The following is a 16,141-nucleotide window of genomic DNA, read 5'->3' as shown; positions in this document are numbered from 1 at the left end:
CGCCTCAGGCGACGCAGTCGGCGACCTCGGCGAAATCCTCGGCTGCCGACTCGTCGGTCACCCCGCGCCGTCCGAGGATGATCGCGGCTCCGGCGGCCAGTACCACGAGACCGACGATGAACAGGGCGTAGCCGACGGCGGTCGGGGTCAGTCCGACGTGGGTGGCCACCACCCCGGCGACGACGGCCGGGACGCTGAAGGCCGTGTAGCTCAGGGCGAAGACCGCGGCGAAGACCCGGCCCCGGTCGCCCGGTGCCGTCGCCGTGGCCATGTTCGTCATCACCCCGAGCATGGTGGTGCCGAACCCCGTCCCGGCCACGACGGACCCGACCACGTAGAGCGGTGCGGAGGCCAGGAGCGTCGCGCGCATGCTGACCAGCACGCCGGCGCCGAGGGCGCCGTAGCCGAGGGTCAACGCGATCCGGGACGGCAAACGGGTGCCCAGGGCCGCGGACACCGCCGCGCTGCCGAAGAAGGAGAAGAGGATCGCGCCCGCGGCGGCGTGGTTCGAGACGCCCAGCACCTTCGCCGCGATCGACGACCCCAGCGACAGGTACAACCCACCCAGCGACCAGGTGGCCATCATGGCGGGGGCAGCTGCGAAGAAGGTCGGACGGACCTCGCCCGGGACCGACATCGACGGCGACATCGTCGTGGCCAGGTGGCGGCGCGAGGTGAACCCGTGCAGCGGTGACGTCTCCGGCAGGAACACGATCGTCACGAGCAGGACGGCGAGGGCGGTCCCGACGACGACGTACACGAGCTCGCGGGGGAGTGGCGCGTACTGCACCAGGACGCCGGCGAGCACGGATCCGGTCGCGAGACCCAGCGGCGGCGTGGCGGTGCTGATCATGGAGCCGAGGCGGGGGGTCGGGGCGAGGTCGACGAGGGCCGCGCTGGCCGTACCCGTCAACGCGCCCGTGGCCAGTCCCTGCAGGACGCGCGCGGTCAGCAGCATCCCGACGCCGTCGGCCTCGACGAACACCACCATGCTGACGATGAGCAGGACGATCGACGCGGCGAGGACGGGACGCCGCCCGATGTGGTCCGAGATGGACCCGACCGTGAGCAGGGTGCCGACGAGGGCGACCACGTACACGGCGAACACCAGGGTCAGGGTGAACGCGGAGAATCCGAAGACCTGCTGATACACCGGGTACAGCGGGGACGGCGCGGCCGACGAGAGCAGCACCGTCGTCGTCATGACCGCGACGGTCCAGAAGGCGACGGGGCGGGGCAGTCGGGGCATGGCGGGCCTCCCGGGTCCAGGCGTTCGTTAAAGCAATGGCGTTTGCTTTTCGAAACGGTAAGCCATGGTGTGCCCAAAAGCCAACCCGTTTGCAATAATGGTCGCATGCCTTCGCCCGATCGTCGTTCCGTACGCCGTCCCGGTGGCCGCAGCGCCCGTGTGCAGGCGTCTGTGTACGCCGCCGTCGGCGAGCTCGTCAGTGCCGGACACCGCGACTCGATGACGGTGCCGCAGGTGGCGGAACGCGCGGGTGTGAACCCGACCAGCATCTACCGCAGGTGGGGGACCATCGACGCCCTGCTCTCGGAGGTCGCGGTGGCGGCGTTGACCGGCGACGAGCCTCTCCCCGACACCGGGACGGTCGTCGGCGACCTCCGGGACTGGGCCGCGATCATTGCCGCCGACATCACCCGTCCGCAGCGCGTCGTCTACCTGCGCGCGATGGTCGGCGCGCGCGTCGGGGTGCCCGGTTCGTGCCCGTGCTGGGACATCCGGCTCGAGCAGGCCGCCCGCATGCTCGCCCGCGGCGCCGACCGCGGCGAGTCGGTGCCGACCGTGATGCAGGTCCTCGACCACGTCATCGCGCCGCTGTACCACCACGTCGCGTTCGGTCTCGAGGTCGACGAGGAGTACGCCCACCGCCTCGTGGACGACGTCGTCGCGATGAGCGCCCTGGCCCCGGCGACGAACTGAGCGCTACTGCCGCACGGGATGTCGGCTGAGTATCGACACCCGGTTGAAGGCGTTGATCGCGATGGCCGTCCACACGACGGCCGAGATCTGGGCGTCGGACAACACCGACCGGGCGTGCTCGTACTCCCGCTCCTGCGTCCCGTGGTCGGGCAGGGTCGTCGCCATCTCCGCCAGCCGCAGTGCGGCGCGCTCGGTGTCGTCGAAGAGTTCGGTGTCCCGCCAGGCGGGGAGCGTCGCGAGTCGGTTGCTCGTCTCCCCGGCGGCGAGCGCGCGGCGGGTGTGCAGGTCGAGGCAGAACGCGCACCCGTTGATCTGCGAGACGCGGACGTTGATCAACTCGACGAGGACGCGGGGGATGTCGGCGCCGGCGGCGTCGTCGCCGACCGCCGCCGCGGCTGCACCGAACGCGCGATAGACGGCGGGTGACTGCTTGTCGATGAACACGTGCGGCTGCGTCACGGGCGGTCCTCTCGGCTCCGGGCGCGACGGCCGGTCGGGCGTATCCTCGTCGCACGCACCACGATAGAGGGCGGGTCGTATGAGCAATCTGGAAGCCGAGCCGGTCGAGCAGGAATGTGTCGCCGGCCCGCGGGTGGCCGTCGAGGTCATCACGGCGCGGGAGGTGCCCCTCGGTGGACCACGCGCGATGGCGGTCCGCCGCACCCTGCCCCAGCGTCGCCGGTCGCTGATCGGCGCGTGGTGCTTCATCGACCACTACGGCCCGGAGGACGTCTCGGTGTCCACGGGGATGGACGTCGCGCCGCACCCGCACACGGGGCTGGCCACGGTGAGCTGGTTGTTCTCCGGGGAGGTCGAGCACCGCGACAGCGCCGGCGTCCACGCGATGGTGCGGCCGGGCGAGATCAACCTGATGACCGCGGGCGCGGGGATCAGCCACTCCGAGGTGTCCACACCCGAGACGACGATCCTGCACGGCGCGCAGCTGTGGCTGGCGTTGCCCGACGGGGCGCGCGACGGTCGGCGCGACTTCCACCACCACGTCCCGGATCCCGTTCCGCTCGACGGCGGCACGCTGCGGGTGTTCCTGGGCTCGCTGGCGGACTCGTCGTCGCCGGTGCCGACGGCGACCCCGCTGGTCGGGGCGGAACTCGTCGTCGACCCCGGTGCGCGGGTGGTGCTCGACGTCGACCCGGCCTTCGAACACGGGATCCTGGTCGACCGGGGCGACATCGCGGTCGAGGGTGAGCGTCTCGCGGTCGCCGAGCTGGGATACGTCGGTGTCGGTGCCGAGCGCATCGAGATCGGCAACGACTCCACCGAGCCCGGACGGGTGCTCGTCCTCGGGGGGACACCGTTCGGCGAGCGGATCGTCATGTGGTGGAACTTCGTCGGTCGCACGCACGACGAGATCGCCCGATACCGCCAGGAGTGGGAGGCGCACGCGGACAGGTTCGGTGTGGTCGACGGCTACGTCGGACCGCACCCGCGCATCCCGGCACCCACCCTCCCGACCACGGTGTTGCGGCCGCGCCACAACCCCGACCCGCACGCACGCCCCCGCGACGAAGGATGACGCAGATGCTCACGGACAAGACCGGCGCCGCCGTCGACGTCGTCGACGCCCCGGACCGGCAGCGCTTCGAGATCGTCCTCGACGGTGCTGTCGTCGGGTTCGCCCACTATCGCGACCACGCGGGTCGCCGCATCTTCTTCCACACCGAGGTCGACGAGGCGTTCGGTGGCCGCGGACTCGGCACTGTCCTCGTCCGCGCCTCACTCGACGCGATGCGCGCGGCGGGGACCCGAGTGGTGCCGGTGTGCCCGCTGTTCAAGGCCTTCGTCGAGAAACACGACGACTACGCCGACATCGTCGACCGCCCGACCCGCGACGATCTCGCCTACCTCCGCGACCACACGGGCTGAGCGCGGCCGCTCGTCCACAACCCTCACCGATGGCGTGAGGCGTACGCGTGTCGCACATGCCGGCTGCCCGCGGTGTCAGTTGTGGACGTCGCCCCCGTAACCTTGCACTCACCAGGGGCGAGTGCTAGAAATGCGGTTGGCACTCGCGGACCGTGAGTGCCAGGTCGGGACGGTGAGATCGGGTCCTGCTGATACCTGGTCGTCCGTCGCGGGCACCGAGTCCGGCCAACGAACTTCAGTGTCACCCCCTATCGGAGGATCACTTCGCATGGCCAAGCAAATCGCGTTCGACGAAGAGGCCCGTCGCGGCCTCGAGCGGGGACTGAACAGCCTCGCCGACGCCGTCAAGGTGACGTTGGGACCCAAGGGTCGCAACGTCGTGCTGGAGAAGAAGTGGGGCGCCCCCACCATCACCAACGACGGTGTGTCCATTGCCAAGGAGATCGAGCTCGAGGATCCCTACGAGAAGATCGGTGCCGAGCTCGTCAAGGAGGTCGCCAAGAAGACCGACGACGTCGCAGGCGACGGCACCACCACCGCCACCGTCCTCGCCCAGGCGCTCGTTCGTGAGGGCCTGCGCAACGTCGCGGCCGGCGCGAACCCGCTCGGCCTCAAGCGCGGCATCGAGAAGGCCGTCGAGGCCGTCACCGAGTCGCTGCTGAAGTCCGCCAAGGAGATCGACACCAAGGAGCAGATCGCTGCGACCGCTGGTATCTCCGCGGGCGACCCGTCCATCGGCGAGCTCATCGCCGAGGCCATGGACAAGGTCGGCAAGGAAGGCGTCATCACGGTCGAGGAGGCTCAGACCTTCGGCCTGCAGCTCGAGCTCACCGAGGGCATGCGCTTCGACAAGGGCTACATCTCGGGCTACTTCGTGACCGACGCCGATCGTCAGGAAGCGGTCCTCGAGGACCCCTACATCCTGCTCGTCTCGGGCAAGGTCTCGACGGTCAAGGACCTGCTGCCGCTGCTGGAGAAGGTCATCCAGGCCGGCAAGCCGCTGCTGATCATCGCCGAGGACATCGAGGGCGAAGCGCTCTCGACCCTGGTGGTCAACAAGATCCGTGGCACCTTCAAGTCCGTCGCCGTGAAGGCCCCGGGCTTCGGTGACCGCCGCAAGGCCATGCTGGCCGACATCGCCATCCTCACCGGTGGCGAGGTCATCAGCGAAGAGGTCGGCCTCTCGCTCGAGGGCGCGGGCATCGAGCTGCTCGGTACCGCGCGCAAGGTCGTCGTCACCAAGGACGAGACCACCATCGTCGAGGGCGCGGGCGATTCCGACGCCATCGCCGGTCGTGTCTCGCAGATCCGTGGCGAGATCGAGAACAGCGACTCCGACTACGACCGCGAGAAGCTGCAGGAGCGTCTGGCCAAGCTGGCCGGCGGCGTCGCGGTCATCAAGGCCGGCGCTGCGACCGAGGTCGAGCTCAAGGAGCGCAAGCACCGCATCGAAGATGCCGTGCGCAACGCCAAGGCCGCTGTCGAAGAGGGCATCGTCGCCGGTGGTGGCGTGGCCCTGCTGCAGTCGGAGCCGGCCATCGACGGCCTGTCGCTCGAGGGTGACGAGGCCACCGGTGCCAACATCGTGCGCGTCGCGCTCGAGGCCCCGGCCAAGCAGATCGCGTTCAACGCGGGCCTCGAGCCCGGCGTCGTCGCCGACAAGATCCGCAACAGCCCGCTGGGCACCGGCCTCAACGCCGGCACCGGCGTGTACGAGGATCTCCTCGCCGCCGGCATCAACGACCCGGTGAAGGTCACCCGCTCGGCGCTGCAGAACGCAGCCTCGATCGCGGCTCTGTTCCTCACCACCGAGGCCGTTGTCGCCGACAAGCCGGAGAAGAACCCGGCCCCGGCGATGCCGGGTGGCGACGAGATGGGCGGCATGGGCTTCTGAGCCCGTCCGTCTGACTCATCAGACAACCGGAGGCCGGTCACCGTTCGCGGTGGTCGGCCTTCGGCGTCTCGTCCATGATTCGATGTCCATGTGTACGCCCGAACGAATCATGGAGAAGTCATGACGCGATCTGTTTTCACACGCACCGCACTCATGGCTGTCGTGGCCGCGGTGATGGCGGTTCCGCTACTGGCCGCCTGCGGTTCCGACGGCGCCACATCGAGCGCGACCGGTACGTCCACACTCACGGTCACGCAGTCGGCCTCGACAGCGGGCGACGCACCGTCGGACGAGGCTTCCGATCAACCGACCGCCAACCGACCGACAGCTGCCGCGGACGAGGCGCCGAACCAGGCGGCCGGATCGCCGAACCGTCCCGCGGTGGAGGGCATCCCACGCAGCCTGTCGTCGGCGGACGACACGGTGTCGGCGGACGAGTTCCGATACGATCCGTCCGGAAACGTTCCAGGACACTACTTCCGGTCGCCGAGCGGCAACGTGGAGTGCGGCGTGGACGACGACGAGAAGTCGCGGACGGTGAGCTGTGGGGCGAAGGTCACCGTCCGGAACACTATCGGCGGGTACTGCAGGAACACCGAGGACAGCGAGTACATCAACTACCTGTTCAAGGCCGGTGGCATCCAGAACGCCTGCGGCCGCCGCAATTTCGTCGCGGGATACTTCTCCACATCGTCCGGCGAACTGATCTTGGCGAACGTCCTCCAGTACGGCCAGGTCGTGACCATCGACGGCACCACCTGCGCCTCGACCACCGCGGGGATCACATGTTTTCACCGCGGAGTCGGGTTCACGATGTCCCGCGACATCAACGTGAACCATTGAGCGCCGTTCTGCGGACGTTCGCGCGGGTGTACACCGCCGATCTCGACGACTTCGTGGCAGCGCGGGAGTTGCTGGGGCCACGCATCACCGTGCGCAGGCGGTTCGCCCTGCCCGATCGCGGATTGCAGGTGATGATCACAGACGATACCGTCGTCGTCGCGGGCGACGACGACGCCCTCGCCGCGGTGCGCGACACCCAGACCACCTGGCTGGTCGACGATCTCGACGAGACGCTGTCGGCGCTGCTGCCGCGGATCGACCGGGTCGTCGCGCCTCCGACGCGGGTTCCGACGGGCCGCAACGCGACCGTCCGGCTGGGGGATGTGCAGGTGGAGTTGGTGCAGTGGGACGACGCGACCTGAGGTCACAGGCCGCGCGAGGATCCGCCGAGTCCGCAGGGAGCCGGGTCAGGCGGCTCGCCGGGGTGCCGGGGCGGTGATGCCGCGACGGTCGAGGATGGGGCGGACGCCCTCGCCGAAGTGGTAGGCCTCCTCGAGGTGCGGATAGCCCGAGAGGATGAACTCGGTGAAGCCCGCGTCGTGGTATTCGCCGATGAGGTCGGCGACCTCTTCGTGCGATCCGACGAGTGCGGTCCCCGCCCCGCCGCGGATGAGACCCACGCCCGCCCAGAGATTCGGGTAGATCTCGAGTGAATCGGTGCGGCCGCCGTGCAGGGCGGCCATCCGGCGCTGACCCTCGGACTGCGACGACGAGTGCAGCTGATGGGCGTTGGCGATCTGCTCCGTCGGCAGTTCGTCGAGCAGCTTCTGTGCGACAGCCCATGCCTCGGCCGAGGTGTCGCGGCTGATGGTGTGCAGCCGGATGCCGTAGCGCAGTCGACGACCCGCGGCCGTGGCCAGAGCCCGCACCCGATCGATCTTGGCTCTCGCGTCGGCCGGTGGTTCGCCCCACGTGAGGTAGGTCTGCACCCGACGGGCCGCGACCCCCAGAGCCGGATCCGACGATCCGCCGAACCAGAACTCCGGCAACGGATCCGGGGCCCGGGACACGCGAGCGTCGGCGACGCGGTAGAACTCGCCCTCGTGGTCGACGGAGTCGTTCGTCCAGATGCGGTGCACCAGGTCGAGGAACTCCTCGGTGCGCGCATAACGACGGTCGTGGTCGACCCAGTCGCCGAACCGTCGTTGTTCGGCGTCGTCGCCGCCGGTCACGATGTTGAGCAGCAGCCGCCCCTCCGACATCCGCTGTAGTGTCGCGGCCTGCTGTGCGGCCAGCGTCGGCGGCGTGAGGCCGGGCCGGAACGCGACGAGGAACTTCAGGCGACGGGTGGCCTGCAGCAGCGCCGCGGTGGTCAACCACGCGTCCTCACACCATGTTCCGGTCGGCGTCAGGACGCCCTCGAAGTCGAGACGGTCAGCGGCCTGCGCCACCTCGGTGAGATACCGGAGGGTGGGTGCCCGGAACCCGACGGGCTCGACGCGGTGCGACGACGCGTGCGACGCGCCGACGATCGATCGCCCGTCGCCGGCGGTGGGCAAAAACCAGAAGACGCGGGCGCTCACTTGGTGGCCTCCTTCACAGCCGCGTCGTAACGCGTGTCGACGAAGTCGGAGAACAGCTTGCCCGCGGGGATCTGCTTCGCTGCGACGAACGCGTCGTACAGCTTCTGTTCCGAGGCGACGATGCTGTCGTCGAGGGGGATTGCGGGACGCAGGCTGCGTTTCTGGGCGGTCTCGCCGGCCACCGGGTCGATCTTCACCGCGGCCGAGTACTTCGCCGCCCACTCGGTGGGATTGGCCTTCGCCCACGCGGACGCCTTCGCGATGCGGCTCACCAGGTCGGCCAGGGCGGTGTTCTTCGCGGGGTCGCCGAGGGCCTGCTGCGAGGCGATGCCGAAGCCGTAGCCGTTGGCGACACCCTGAGCCGTGGTCAGGGTCCGGGCCCCGGTCTGCTGCTGGGCGATCGCGGTGAACGGATCCCAGATGGCCCAGGCGTCGACCTGTCCGGCGGTGAAGGCGGTCAGCGCGTCGGCGGGTTGCAGCGGGACGAGTTGCACGTCGGCAGGCGTCAGGCCGGCCTTGCTCAGTTGCAACAGCAGGTGCCCGTGGGCGGAGCTGCCCTTGCCGAACGCGATCCGCTTCCCGCGCAGGTCGGCGACGCTGCGCGCGGTCGAGGTCTTCGGCACCAGGATCTGGTCGCCGGACGCGTCGTTGGTGTAGGCGCTGACCACCTTGATGCGGGCGTCGGACGCGGCGCCGAAGATCGGTGGGGTGTTGCCGGTGACCGCGAAATCGATCCGGCCGGCGGTGGCGGCCTCCACCTGTGGGGGCCCGGAGGTGAACGTCGAGAACGAGACCTTGTACGGCGTTCCCGACAGCTGGCCCGACGCCTGGAGCAGCGCCTGCGTACCGCCCTTCTGGTCACCGACGTTGAGCGTCACCGTGGACAGCTGCGCGGCATCGACGGTCGACGGGGGTGCCGCCGTCCGCTCGTCGGACTCCCGGGACACACAGCCCGCGAGGGTGAGTGTCGCGACGAGGACGACGGCGAGGGCGCCGATCGATCGGATCGGGGTGCAGCGCATGGAGAATCGAGTCCTTCGGTCGGTGGTGAACAGAGGTGGTCAGTGCACGCCGAGTGCGTCGAGCAGATGCGCCCGTAATGCCGCGAACGCGGCTGTCCCGCGGTCACGGGGGCGGGGCAGGTCGACCGTGACCTGGTCGACGACGGCGCCGTCCTCGAGGACGAGGACACGGTCGGCCAGGGCCACCGCCTCGTCGACGTCATGGGTCACCAGGAGGACGCCGAAGTCGCGGCGCACCCACAGGTCCAGGAGCAGGGACTGCATCGACAGCCTCGTCAGTGCGTCGAGAGCGCCGAAAGGTTCGTCCAGCAACAGCAATTCGGGCTCGCCGATGAGGGCGCGGGCAAGGGCCGCTCGCTGAGCCTGCCCACCCGAGAGGGTCGCCGGCCACGCGTCGGCCTTGTCGTCGAGGCCGACCTCGGCGAGCGTCGCCGCGGCGGCACGCACCGCCGGCGCACCGGTGATACCCGACGGGTTCAGTCCGTAGGACACGTTGTCGATCACGCTGCGCCACGGGAACAGGCGAGGTTCCTGGAACGCGACGGCCGGTCGGCCGGCGACGTGGGTGTCGCCGCTGTGGTCGTCGGACAGTCCGGCGAGGACGCGCAGGATGGTGGACTTGCCCGAGCCGGATCGTCCGACGAGCGCGACGATCTCGCCGCGGGCGACGGTCAGGTCGACGCCTGCAGGACCCGGTGGTCGCCGTACCACTTGTCGACGCCGCGCAGCGATGCGACGGCGATGTCGGTGGCCGTCATCGGTCGGCCTGGTAGCGCAGTGCGCGGGCCTCGAGGATCCGCACGATGCCGTCGGTGACGATGCCGAGCAACGCGTAGACGACGAGACCGAAGATGATGGTGTCGATCTGGAGGAAGTCGCGAGCCTGGTTGATGATGAAGCCGAGTCCCGCGTCGGAGTTGACCTGCTCGGCGACGATCAGGGTCAACCACGCGATGGCGAGGGACTGTCGGAATCCGACGAGCAGCTGCGGGGCGATGCTCGGGAGGATGACCCGCGAGAAGCGTTGCCGCCACGAGAATCCGAGCACCGTCGCGGTCTCGAGGTGGCGGCGGTCTATCTGACGGATCGCGGAGAACGTGTTGAGGTACAGCGGGAACGCGACACCGAGGGCGACGAGCAGGATCTTCGGCGTCTCGCCGATCCCGAACCACAGGATGAAGAGCGGGATCAGGCCCAGGTGGGGGAGCGCACGCAGCATCTGCAGGGGTGGATCGACGGTCGCCTCGGCGACGCGCGACAGCCCGACGAGTGCCCCCAGCGCGACTCCGATGACACCACCGATCAGGAGGCCCTCGGCGACACGCGTCCCGGACACCACCAGCGCGTCCGCCAGTTCGCCGTTGCGCACGAGTTCGGCACCGGCGTCGGCGATCAGCGACGGAGCGGGCAGGATCCGCTCGGGGATGATCCGCAGCGCGCTGCCGATCTGCCAGAGGACGAGCAGCGCAACCGGCGACAACACACGGATGACGGTCCACCGGTGCCGCGACCAGTGGCCCTCGGCGGCAGGCCGCACACCGTCGGCGACGGGTCCTCGGACCGGCGCGACCGCGGTGGTGGACTGCGCATACGACGTGACCATCGCACCACCATCACGAACCCGCCGTCATCCGACGAGGGTTCCCCTCACCGTGGGCCGATGTGCGCCGGACGCTCCCGTCCGACGCATGCTCGCGCGATCAGCCCCGGTCGGTCTCGCCCTGCAGACGCTCGATCTCCTCGGAGGCCTGTGCCTTCGTCAGATCCGCCGACAGGGTCTCGCCGGCGTCGCGGGCGAGCGTGTCCAGGTAGCTTTTCTGCGCCCCGGTCATGGGCTCGTCGCCGGTGACCCAGTCCTGCGGGTCCTTCTCCGTGGTGTTGCCTGCGTCGGCACCGAGGACCTCGCCGGTCCCGGATGTCGAACGTGAGTTCGATTCGGTCATGACCCGACAGTACGCGCGATCGCCGTCGGCGTCGACGGACCGGGCGCACGCGGGGTCGGTAGCCGTGCGCATGACCGGCTACGGTGATCGCCGTGACCACCTCGCGCACCCGGTTCGTCGTGCTGACATCGCTCCTCGCGGTCGTGGCGGGGGTGCTGGCCCCGACCGCGACGGCTCAGGCGGCCCCGGCGACGTGGGGGCGGTGTCCCGCTCTGCACGGTGCGTCGAAGGACACGGTCTGCACCACGATCCGAGTGCCGAAAGACTATGCGCGGCCCTCCGCGGGCACCATCGACGTCCTCGTCTCGAAGCTGCCCGCGCGGGGCGAGCGGCGCGGGGTGCTGCTGGGCAACCCGGGCGGCCCGGGCGGTGACGCCATCGGGATGTTCTCGCTGCTGCAGACGCCTGCGGCCCTGCGTGATTCGTACGATCTCATCGCCGTGCAACCCCGCGGGCTCATCGACGCCGGCGAGCTCCGCTGCGCCGTCCCGTCGCCGTCGGACCCGGCGTCGTACCTGGCCGCCGGCGGGGCGCTGCGCGCGGCCTGCGACCGCACCGCCCCGGGCTACGCGCGAACCGTCACCACCGCGAACACCGCCCGCGACATCGATTCCGCGCGAACGCAGCTGGGTCTCGGCGACCGGGTGAACCTGCTCGGCATCTCCTACGGCACCACCCTGATGTCGACGTACGCGACGCTGTTCCCGCAGCACACCGACCGGCTGATCCTCGACTCCGCCGTCGATCCCCGGCTCGAGTGGAACTCGCTGCTCACCGCCCAGACCCCGGGGTACCGGGCGCGTATCACCGACCTGTTCACGTGGATCGCCGACCACGACAGCATCTATCGGCTCGGCAGGACCCCGCTGGCGGTCTACCGCTCGTGGAGCCGCGTCGTCACCGCCGAGGCGGGCGTGCCGTCGTCGGTCTCGCCCCCGCCCGCACGGGTCGGCGACGTCCCGCCCGGACTGCGGTCGCAGGTGCAGGCCTACATCACCGGTCAGAACCTGACCGGTCCGGCCCGTGCCCAGGCCGAGAACTTCCTGGCGAGCCTGGTCACCGGGAAACGGCAGTCGTCGTCGGCGCTCGTGGGGCTCACGCGGGCCGGCGCCCCCGACCGCAACGTGTGGCCGCTCATCGCGCAGCGCATCGTCGCGGGGCCGCAACCGGCCCGCAAGGTCTCGCCCGAGGCGCAGCGCGAGGAGCTGAACTCGGTCACGATGCAGAACACCCTCCTGTGCAACGAGAACGCCGTGCCGGCGAACCCGCTCCTGGCCCCCGCGTCGCTGCTCGACACCTTCCTCGTCACCGATCCCGTCGGCGGACCGGCCCTGCTGTTCGCGTCGGGCCTCTTCTGCTCGGGCGTCGCGCCGTCGAGCCGTCCGGTGGGGATCACCGGGAAGGGCCTGCGGGTGCGGCCTCTGCAGTTGCAGTCCCTCGGCGATCCGCAGACGCCCTACCGTCCCAGCCTCGAGCACCGCGCACGCATGGGTGCGCAGCTGATCACCGTGGCCGGTGGAGACCACGCCCAGTTCGGGCGGTCGAACCCTGTGGTCGACGCGGCTGTCGTCGAGTACCTGCGCACGGGACACACCGCCGTCACCTCCGCCCCGCAGGGTCCGATCACGACCTCGCTGCGCTGATGGGATCGCCTGTCACGGTCGACATCTGGTCGGACATCGCGTGCCCGTGGTGCTACCTCGGCAAGCACCGCTTCGAGGCCGGGCTGGCGGCATTCGACGGCCGCGACGACGTCGTCGTGACCTACCACAGCTTCGAACTCTCCCCCGACACACCGGTCGACTTCGACGGGTCCGAGGTCGACTTCCTGGTGCATCACAAGGGCCTTCCCGCGGATCAGGTGCGCCGCATGCTCGAACAGATGGCGGAGACCGGGCAGCAGGAGGGTCTGCGCTACGACTTCGACGCCCTGCGCCACACCAACACGCGCAAGGCGCACGAGGTGCTCCATCTGGCGAAGGAGGACGGCGTCCAGCGCGAGCTGGCCGAGCGGCTGTTCGCCGCCTACTTCACGCAGGGCCGGCACCTCGGACGCGACGACGAACTGGCCGATCTCGCGGCCGAGGTCGGCCTGGACCGCGACGAGGTCCTCATCGCCCTCGAGGAGGGCACATACGCCGACGCCGTCACCGTCGACATCGAGCAGGCGCGGGCGTACGGCATCACCGGGGTGCCGTTCTTCGTTCTCGACGGCCGGTACGGGATCTCCGGGGCGCAGTCGCCGGACACCTTCACCGCCGCACTCGAGCAGGTCCGTGCCGAACAGGGTGACCCCACGTCGGAGGAATGACGCAGTCCCCGGTGGGGTAGTCGACGGTCATGCAGACCTTCCTGCCCTACGCGGACTTCCTCCGGTCGGCCCAGGTGCTCGACACCCCACGGCTCGGCAAGCAACGGGTCGAGACGCTGCAGATCGTCCGTTCGCTCGAGTTGTACGACTACGGCTGGTCGACACACCCGGCAGTCCGTATGTGGCGGGGGCACACCCCTGCCCTCATCCGGTACGGCCTCGACGTCGCACAGGTGTGGACCGACGGCGGCCGCGCGGACACCACCGCGGGACTCATCGCCGAGTTCGCCCCGGACGTGGTCGACCGGACGCAGGCGGACCTGGCCGCCGACGGGCTGATGCCGCCCTGGCTCGACGACGACCGACTGCACGACAGTCATCGGTCGGCCCTCCTGCGCAAGGACCCCGGCCGCTACCGGCTGCTCTTCGGTGACGAGCTCCCCGATGACCTGCCCTATTTCTGGCCCGAACCGCCCGCCGAGGTCACGCCCCTCGACGACGCCCCCGCATCACATCTGTGGGTGCTGCGCGCGGCCGACCCCGATGCCTACACCGAGTTCCGCCGACGCGGGATCGTCGGCCTCGGCACGGCATCGGGCATCGAGGTCGACGCGGGGGAGGGGGGAACCGCCGAACTGCGTGCGCTGCTCCGCGCGCAGGACCCGCCCCGACGGCCGAACAAGGAGACGCGCGTCCTCGCCGAGTTCGTGGCTCACGTCGAGGTCGGGGACGTCGTCGTCGTCCCCATCCCCGACGAGCCGGGTCGTCTCGCCCGCGGTGTTGTCGACGGGGAGTACCGGTTCTCGCGATCCGCCACGACGCGCGTCCCGCATCGGAGGTCCGTCGTGTGGTCGGACGTCGTGGACCGGGAGGCGATCGAACCGGTTGCGCTGCTCCAGAATCCGCGAACGCTGTTCCCGGTGCCCGGGGGTGGGTCGTGATCGGGGCGCCGGTGGTCTGACTACCCTGGGGTCATGGCCACAGCACTGCTGATCGTCGACGTACAGAACGACTTCGTCGAGGGCGGCGCACTCGGTGTCGCGGGTGGGACTGCCGTCGCGCGGGGGGTCACCGACCTGCTGCGGGAGCACCGCGACGACTACGCGCTCGTGGTCGCGTCGCGGGACTGGCATGACGCCGATTCCGACAACGGCGGACACTTCGCCCTCGTGGGCGAGCCCGACTACACCACCACCTGGCCGGTGCACTGTGTCGCCGGGTCCCCCGGCGCCGACTATCACCCCGCGCTCGACACCTCGTCCGTCGACGTCGAGATCTACAAGGGTCGCGGCGAACCCGCGTACTCGGCGTTCGAGGGCGCGACGGATGACGGTGTCCCGCTCGCAGAGGTGCTCCGCGGGAACGGGATCGACGCAATCGAGGTCGTCGGCCTGGCTACCGACTACTGCGTGCGGGCATCCGCGCTCGACGCACTCGGGAACGGTGTCACGGTGCGAGTCCGGCGCGACCTCGTCGCAGGCGTCGCCGACGAGACGACCACCGCGGCGCTGCAGGAGATGTCGGACGCCGGGGCCGACATCACCTGAGTCGGGACCGGGTCTCAGATCCCCCGGTACTTGTGGATGTACGCCTCTTCCGCCGGGCGGTTCCGTTCCCGCTCGCGCGCGTCGACGAGCGCGGGGTCGAGCCCGTGCTGGGCGAGACGATGCCGCCGGTAGACGCGGTTCAGCGCGATGGAGAAGTACACGTAGGGCAGCAGGATCGGGATGGTCATCATGGCCTTGACGACCCAGTCGGTCGGCAGGACGAGGAACGGGGCGAGCAGGACGAGACACGGGACTGCCCAGCGCGCAACCATCTTCGGGCCCGCTCCTCTGCCGGCCAGGTCGTGCGTCACCCACGGCAGGAACTGGTCGTCGAGGCGGGCGCCGTAGCCGTAGAGCACCTGGCGCCACATCGGGGGTCGCACCATCGTCATGCCACGATCTCCGCGACGACGAACACCCGACGGAACGGGAACCAGGTCCGGCCCGGCGAGTGTTCGGGGTAGGCCGCACGCAGGTGCGGCGCCAGGTCCGAGCGGAACTCGTCCCACCCCGCGTCGTCGAGGACGTCGCGGATCGGGGTGAGCGCGGTGCCGGTGACCCACTCGAGCACCGCGTCGGGGCCCTCGAGCTCCTGCAGATATGTCGTCTCCCAGGCGTCGACGCGTGCGCCCGCCCGCTGCAGGATCGCCGCGTACCCGGCCGGGTCCTCCACGGTCTCGCCGCCGCGCAGTTCGAGACCGCCGAGGCGATCCCGCCATGCCGGCGACGCCGCGAGTTCACGGATGGCGCGATGCGAGGGCGCCTCGAAGTTGCCCGGCACCTGGAACGCCAGCCACGTTCCGGGAGCCATCACCTCGACCCACCGGGCGAGCAGCTCTCGGTGCGTCGGGATCCACTGCAGGGTCGCGTTCGAGACGATCGCATCGACCTCGTCGTGCGGCATCCACGTGGCGACGTCGGTGACGACGGCGTCGAGGCCGCGATCACGCGCCGCGGCGACCATCTCGGGCGAGGAGTCGATCGCCTCGATGCGCGCGTGCGGCCAGCGGTCACGCAGGCCCACCGTCAGGTTGCCGGGCCCACAGCCGAGGTCGGCGATCACCCTCGGTGACGTCGACCCGACACGGCTGATCAGCTCGCCGTACGGCCGGCCGCGGTGATCGGCGAAGGTCAGATACTGCCCGGGGTCCCACATGGCGCCTCCTTGCGACGTCCAGCAGTACGCGCGTACTGCTTCCCAAACAGTATGCGCGTACTGCTAGGCGGTCACA

The 16,141-nt window shown here is 70.0% G+C and carries 18 protein-coding genes and 1 pseudogene; 10 read left to right on the top strand and 9 right to left on the bottom strand.

Annotated elements, in window-relative coordinates; all coding sequences use genetic code 11:
* Window positions 1-4: 4 nt before the first annotated feature.
* On the bottom strand, window positions 5-1,249 hold the full coding sequence (locus LX14_RS04310) for an MFS transporter (RefSeq protein WP_253646029.1): 1,245 nt from the start codon (window positions 1,247-1,249) through the stop codon (window positions 5-7).
* A gap of 105 nt (window positions 1,250-1,354) precedes the next feature.
* On the opposite strand from LX14_RS04310, the gene LX14_RS04305 reads away from it, so the two are divergent.
* Complete coding sequence (locus tag LX14_RS04305; RefSeq protein ID WP_253646028.1) at window positions 1,355-1,942, top strand: TetR/AcrR family transcriptional regulator; 588 nt, start codon at window positions 1,355-1,357, stop codon at window positions 1,940-1,942.
* 3 nt (window positions 1,943-1,945) lie between these two features.
* On the opposite strand, the gene LX14_RS04300 is transcribed toward LX14_RS04305, so the two are convergent.
* On the bottom strand, window positions 1,946-2,401 hold the full coding sequence (locus tag LX14_RS04300; protein WP_253646027.1) for a carboxymuconolactone decarboxylase family protein: 456 nt from the start codon (window positions 2,399-2,401) through the stop codon (window positions 1,946-1,948).
* A gap of 79 nt (window positions 2,402-2,480) precedes the next feature.
* Here LX14_RS04300 and LX14_RS04295 point away from each other — a divergent pair, with 79 nt between their 5' ends.
* The 5 genes from LX14_RS04295 (at window position 2,481) to LX14_RS04275 (ending at window position 6,925) form a co-directional block, all read left to right on the top strand.
* A complete protein-coding gene (locus tag LX14_RS04295) occupies window positions 2,481-3,476 on the top strand; it encodes a pirin family protein (protein WP_253646026.1) in 996 nt (331 codons plus the stop codon).
* 5 nt (window positions 3,477-3,481) lie between these two features.
* Entirely contained in the window at window positions 3,482-3,826 is a 345-nt protein-coding gene (locus LX14_RS04290; RefSeq protein ID WP_253646025.1) for a GNAT family N-acetyltransferase, read from the top strand.
* Window positions 3,827-4,094: 268 nt separating this feature from the next.
* Window positions 4,095-5,720 (top strand): chaperonin GroEL, encoded by a 1,626-nt coding sequence (groL, locus tag LX14_RS04285; RefSeq protein WP_253646024.1) that lies wholly within the window; start codon window positions 4,095-4,097, stop codon window positions 5,718-5,720.
* 120 nt (window positions 5,721-5,840) lie between these two features.
* Window positions 5,841-6,563 (top strand): hypothetical protein, encoded by a 723-nt coding sequence (locus LX14_RS04280; protein WP_253646023.1) that lies wholly within the window; start codon window positions 5,841-5,843, stop codon window positions 6,561-6,563.
* The gene (locus LX14_RS04275) at window positions 6,560-6,925 is read left to right on the top strand and encodes a hypothetical protein (protein WP_253646022.1); all 366 of its coding nucleotides are present in this window, start codon (window positions 6,560-6,562) and stop codon (window positions 6,923-6,925) included. The genes LX14_RS04280 and LX14_RS04275 overlap by 4 nt, the downstream gene beginning before the upstream one ends.
* Before the next feature lie 45 nt (window positions 6,926-6,970).
* Here the strand turns inward: LX14_RS04275 and LX14_RS04270 are convergent, their stop codons facing one another.
* The 5 genes and pseudogenes from LX14_RS04270 to LX14_RS04250 all read right to left on the bottom strand — a co-directional run bounded on the left by LX14_RS04270 (window position 6,971) and on the right by LX14_RS04250 (window position 11,051).
* A complete protein-coding gene (locus LX14_RS04270; protein WP_253646021.1) occupies window positions 6,971-8,086 on the bottom strand; it encodes an LLM class flavin-dependent oxidoreductase in 1,116 nt (371 codons plus the stop codon).
* Window positions 8,083-9,108: an ABC transporter substrate-binding protein gene (locus LX14_RS04265; RefSeq protein ID WP_253646020.1), complete on the bottom strand. Its 1,026-nt coding sequence runs from the start codon at window positions 9,106-9,108 to the stop codon at window positions 8,083-8,085. The genes LX14_RS04270 and LX14_RS04265 overlap by 4 nt, the downstream gene beginning before the upstream one ends.
* 39 nt (window positions 9,109-9,147) lie before the next feature.
* Window positions 9,148-9,866 (bottom strand): annotated as a pseudogene (locus tag LX14_RS04260) (ABC transporter ATP-binding protein).
* Window positions 9,863-10,711, bottom strand: coding sequence for an ABC transporter permease (locus LX14_RS04255; protein ID WP_253646019.1), 849 nt, complete (start codon window positions 10,709-10,711; stop codon window positions 9,863-9,865). Before LX14_RS04255 ends, LX14_RS04260 begins: the two are co-directional and overlap by 4 nt.
* A 97-nt stretch (window positions 10,712-10,808) precedes the next feature.
* A complete protein-coding gene (locus LX14_RS04250; RefSeq protein WP_253646018.1) occupies window positions 10,809-11,051 on the bottom strand; it encodes a DUF3072 domain-containing protein in 243 nt (80 codons plus the stop codon).
* 92 nt (window positions 11,052-11,143) lie between these two features.
* Between LX14_RS04250 and LX14_RS04245 the strand changes: the two genes are divergently transcribed.
* Genes LX14_RS04245 through LX14_RS04230 form a run of 4 tightly spaced genes read left to right on the top strand, consistent with a single transcriptional unit; the run spans window position 11,144 to window position 14,909 of the window.
* Window positions 11,144-12,694 (top strand): alpha/beta fold hydrolase, encoded by a 1,551-nt coding sequence (locus LX14_RS04245; RefSeq protein WP_253646017.1) that lies wholly within the window; start codon window positions 11,144-11,146, stop codon window positions 12,692-12,694.
* The gene (locus tag LX14_RS04240) at window positions 12,694-13,362 is read left to right on the top strand and encodes a DsbA family oxidoreductase (protein WP_253646016.1); all 669 of its coding nucleotides are present in this window, start codon (window positions 12,694-12,696) and stop codon (window positions 13,360-13,362) included. Before LX14_RS04245 ends, LX14_RS04240 begins: the two co-directional genes overlap by 1 nt.
* A 29-nt stretch (window positions 13,363-13,391) precedes the next feature.
* A complete protein-coding gene (locus LX14_RS04235) occupies window positions 13,392-14,303 on the top strand; it encodes an MSMEG_6728 family protein (RefSeq protein ID WP_253646015.1) in 912 nt (303 codons plus the stop codon).
* A gap of 33 nt (window positions 14,304-14,336) precedes the next feature.
* Window positions 14,337-14,909, top strand: a complete 573-nt coding sequence (locus LX14_RS04230; protein ID WP_253646014.1) for an isochorismatase family protein — start codon at window positions 14,337-14,339, stop codon at window positions 14,907-14,909.
* 14 nt (window positions 14,910-14,923) lie between these two features.
* On the opposite strand, the gene LX14_RS04225 is transcribed toward LX14_RS04230, so the two are convergent.
* Together LX14_RS04225 and LX14_RS04220 are read right to left on the bottom strand one after the other, a co-directional pair.
* Window positions 14,924-15,301 carry a DUF5313 family protein gene (locus LX14_RS04225; RefSeq protein ID WP_253646013.1) on the bottom strand — a complete coding sequence of 126 codons (378 nt, stop codon included), beginning with the start codon at window positions 15,299-15,301 and terminating at the stop codon, window positions 14,924-14,926.
* Window positions 15,298-16,065, bottom strand: coding sequence for a trans-aconitate 2-methyltransferase (locus LX14_RS04220; protein WP_253646012.1), 768 nt, complete (start codon window positions 16,063-16,065; stop codon window positions 15,298-15,300). The genes LX14_RS04225 and LX14_RS04220 overlap by 4 nt, the downstream gene beginning before the upstream one ends.
* Between the last annotated feature and the right edge of the window lie 76 nt (window positions 16,066-16,141).

Source organism: Williamsia deligens (genome assembly GCF_024171765.1).
In the GTDB taxonomy this organism is placed as follows: domain Bacteria; phylum Actinomycetota; class Actinomycetes; order Mycobacteriales; family Mycobacteriaceae; genus Williamsia_A; species Williamsia_A deligens.
This window is presented reverse-complemented; position numbering and strand designations above follow the sequence as displayed.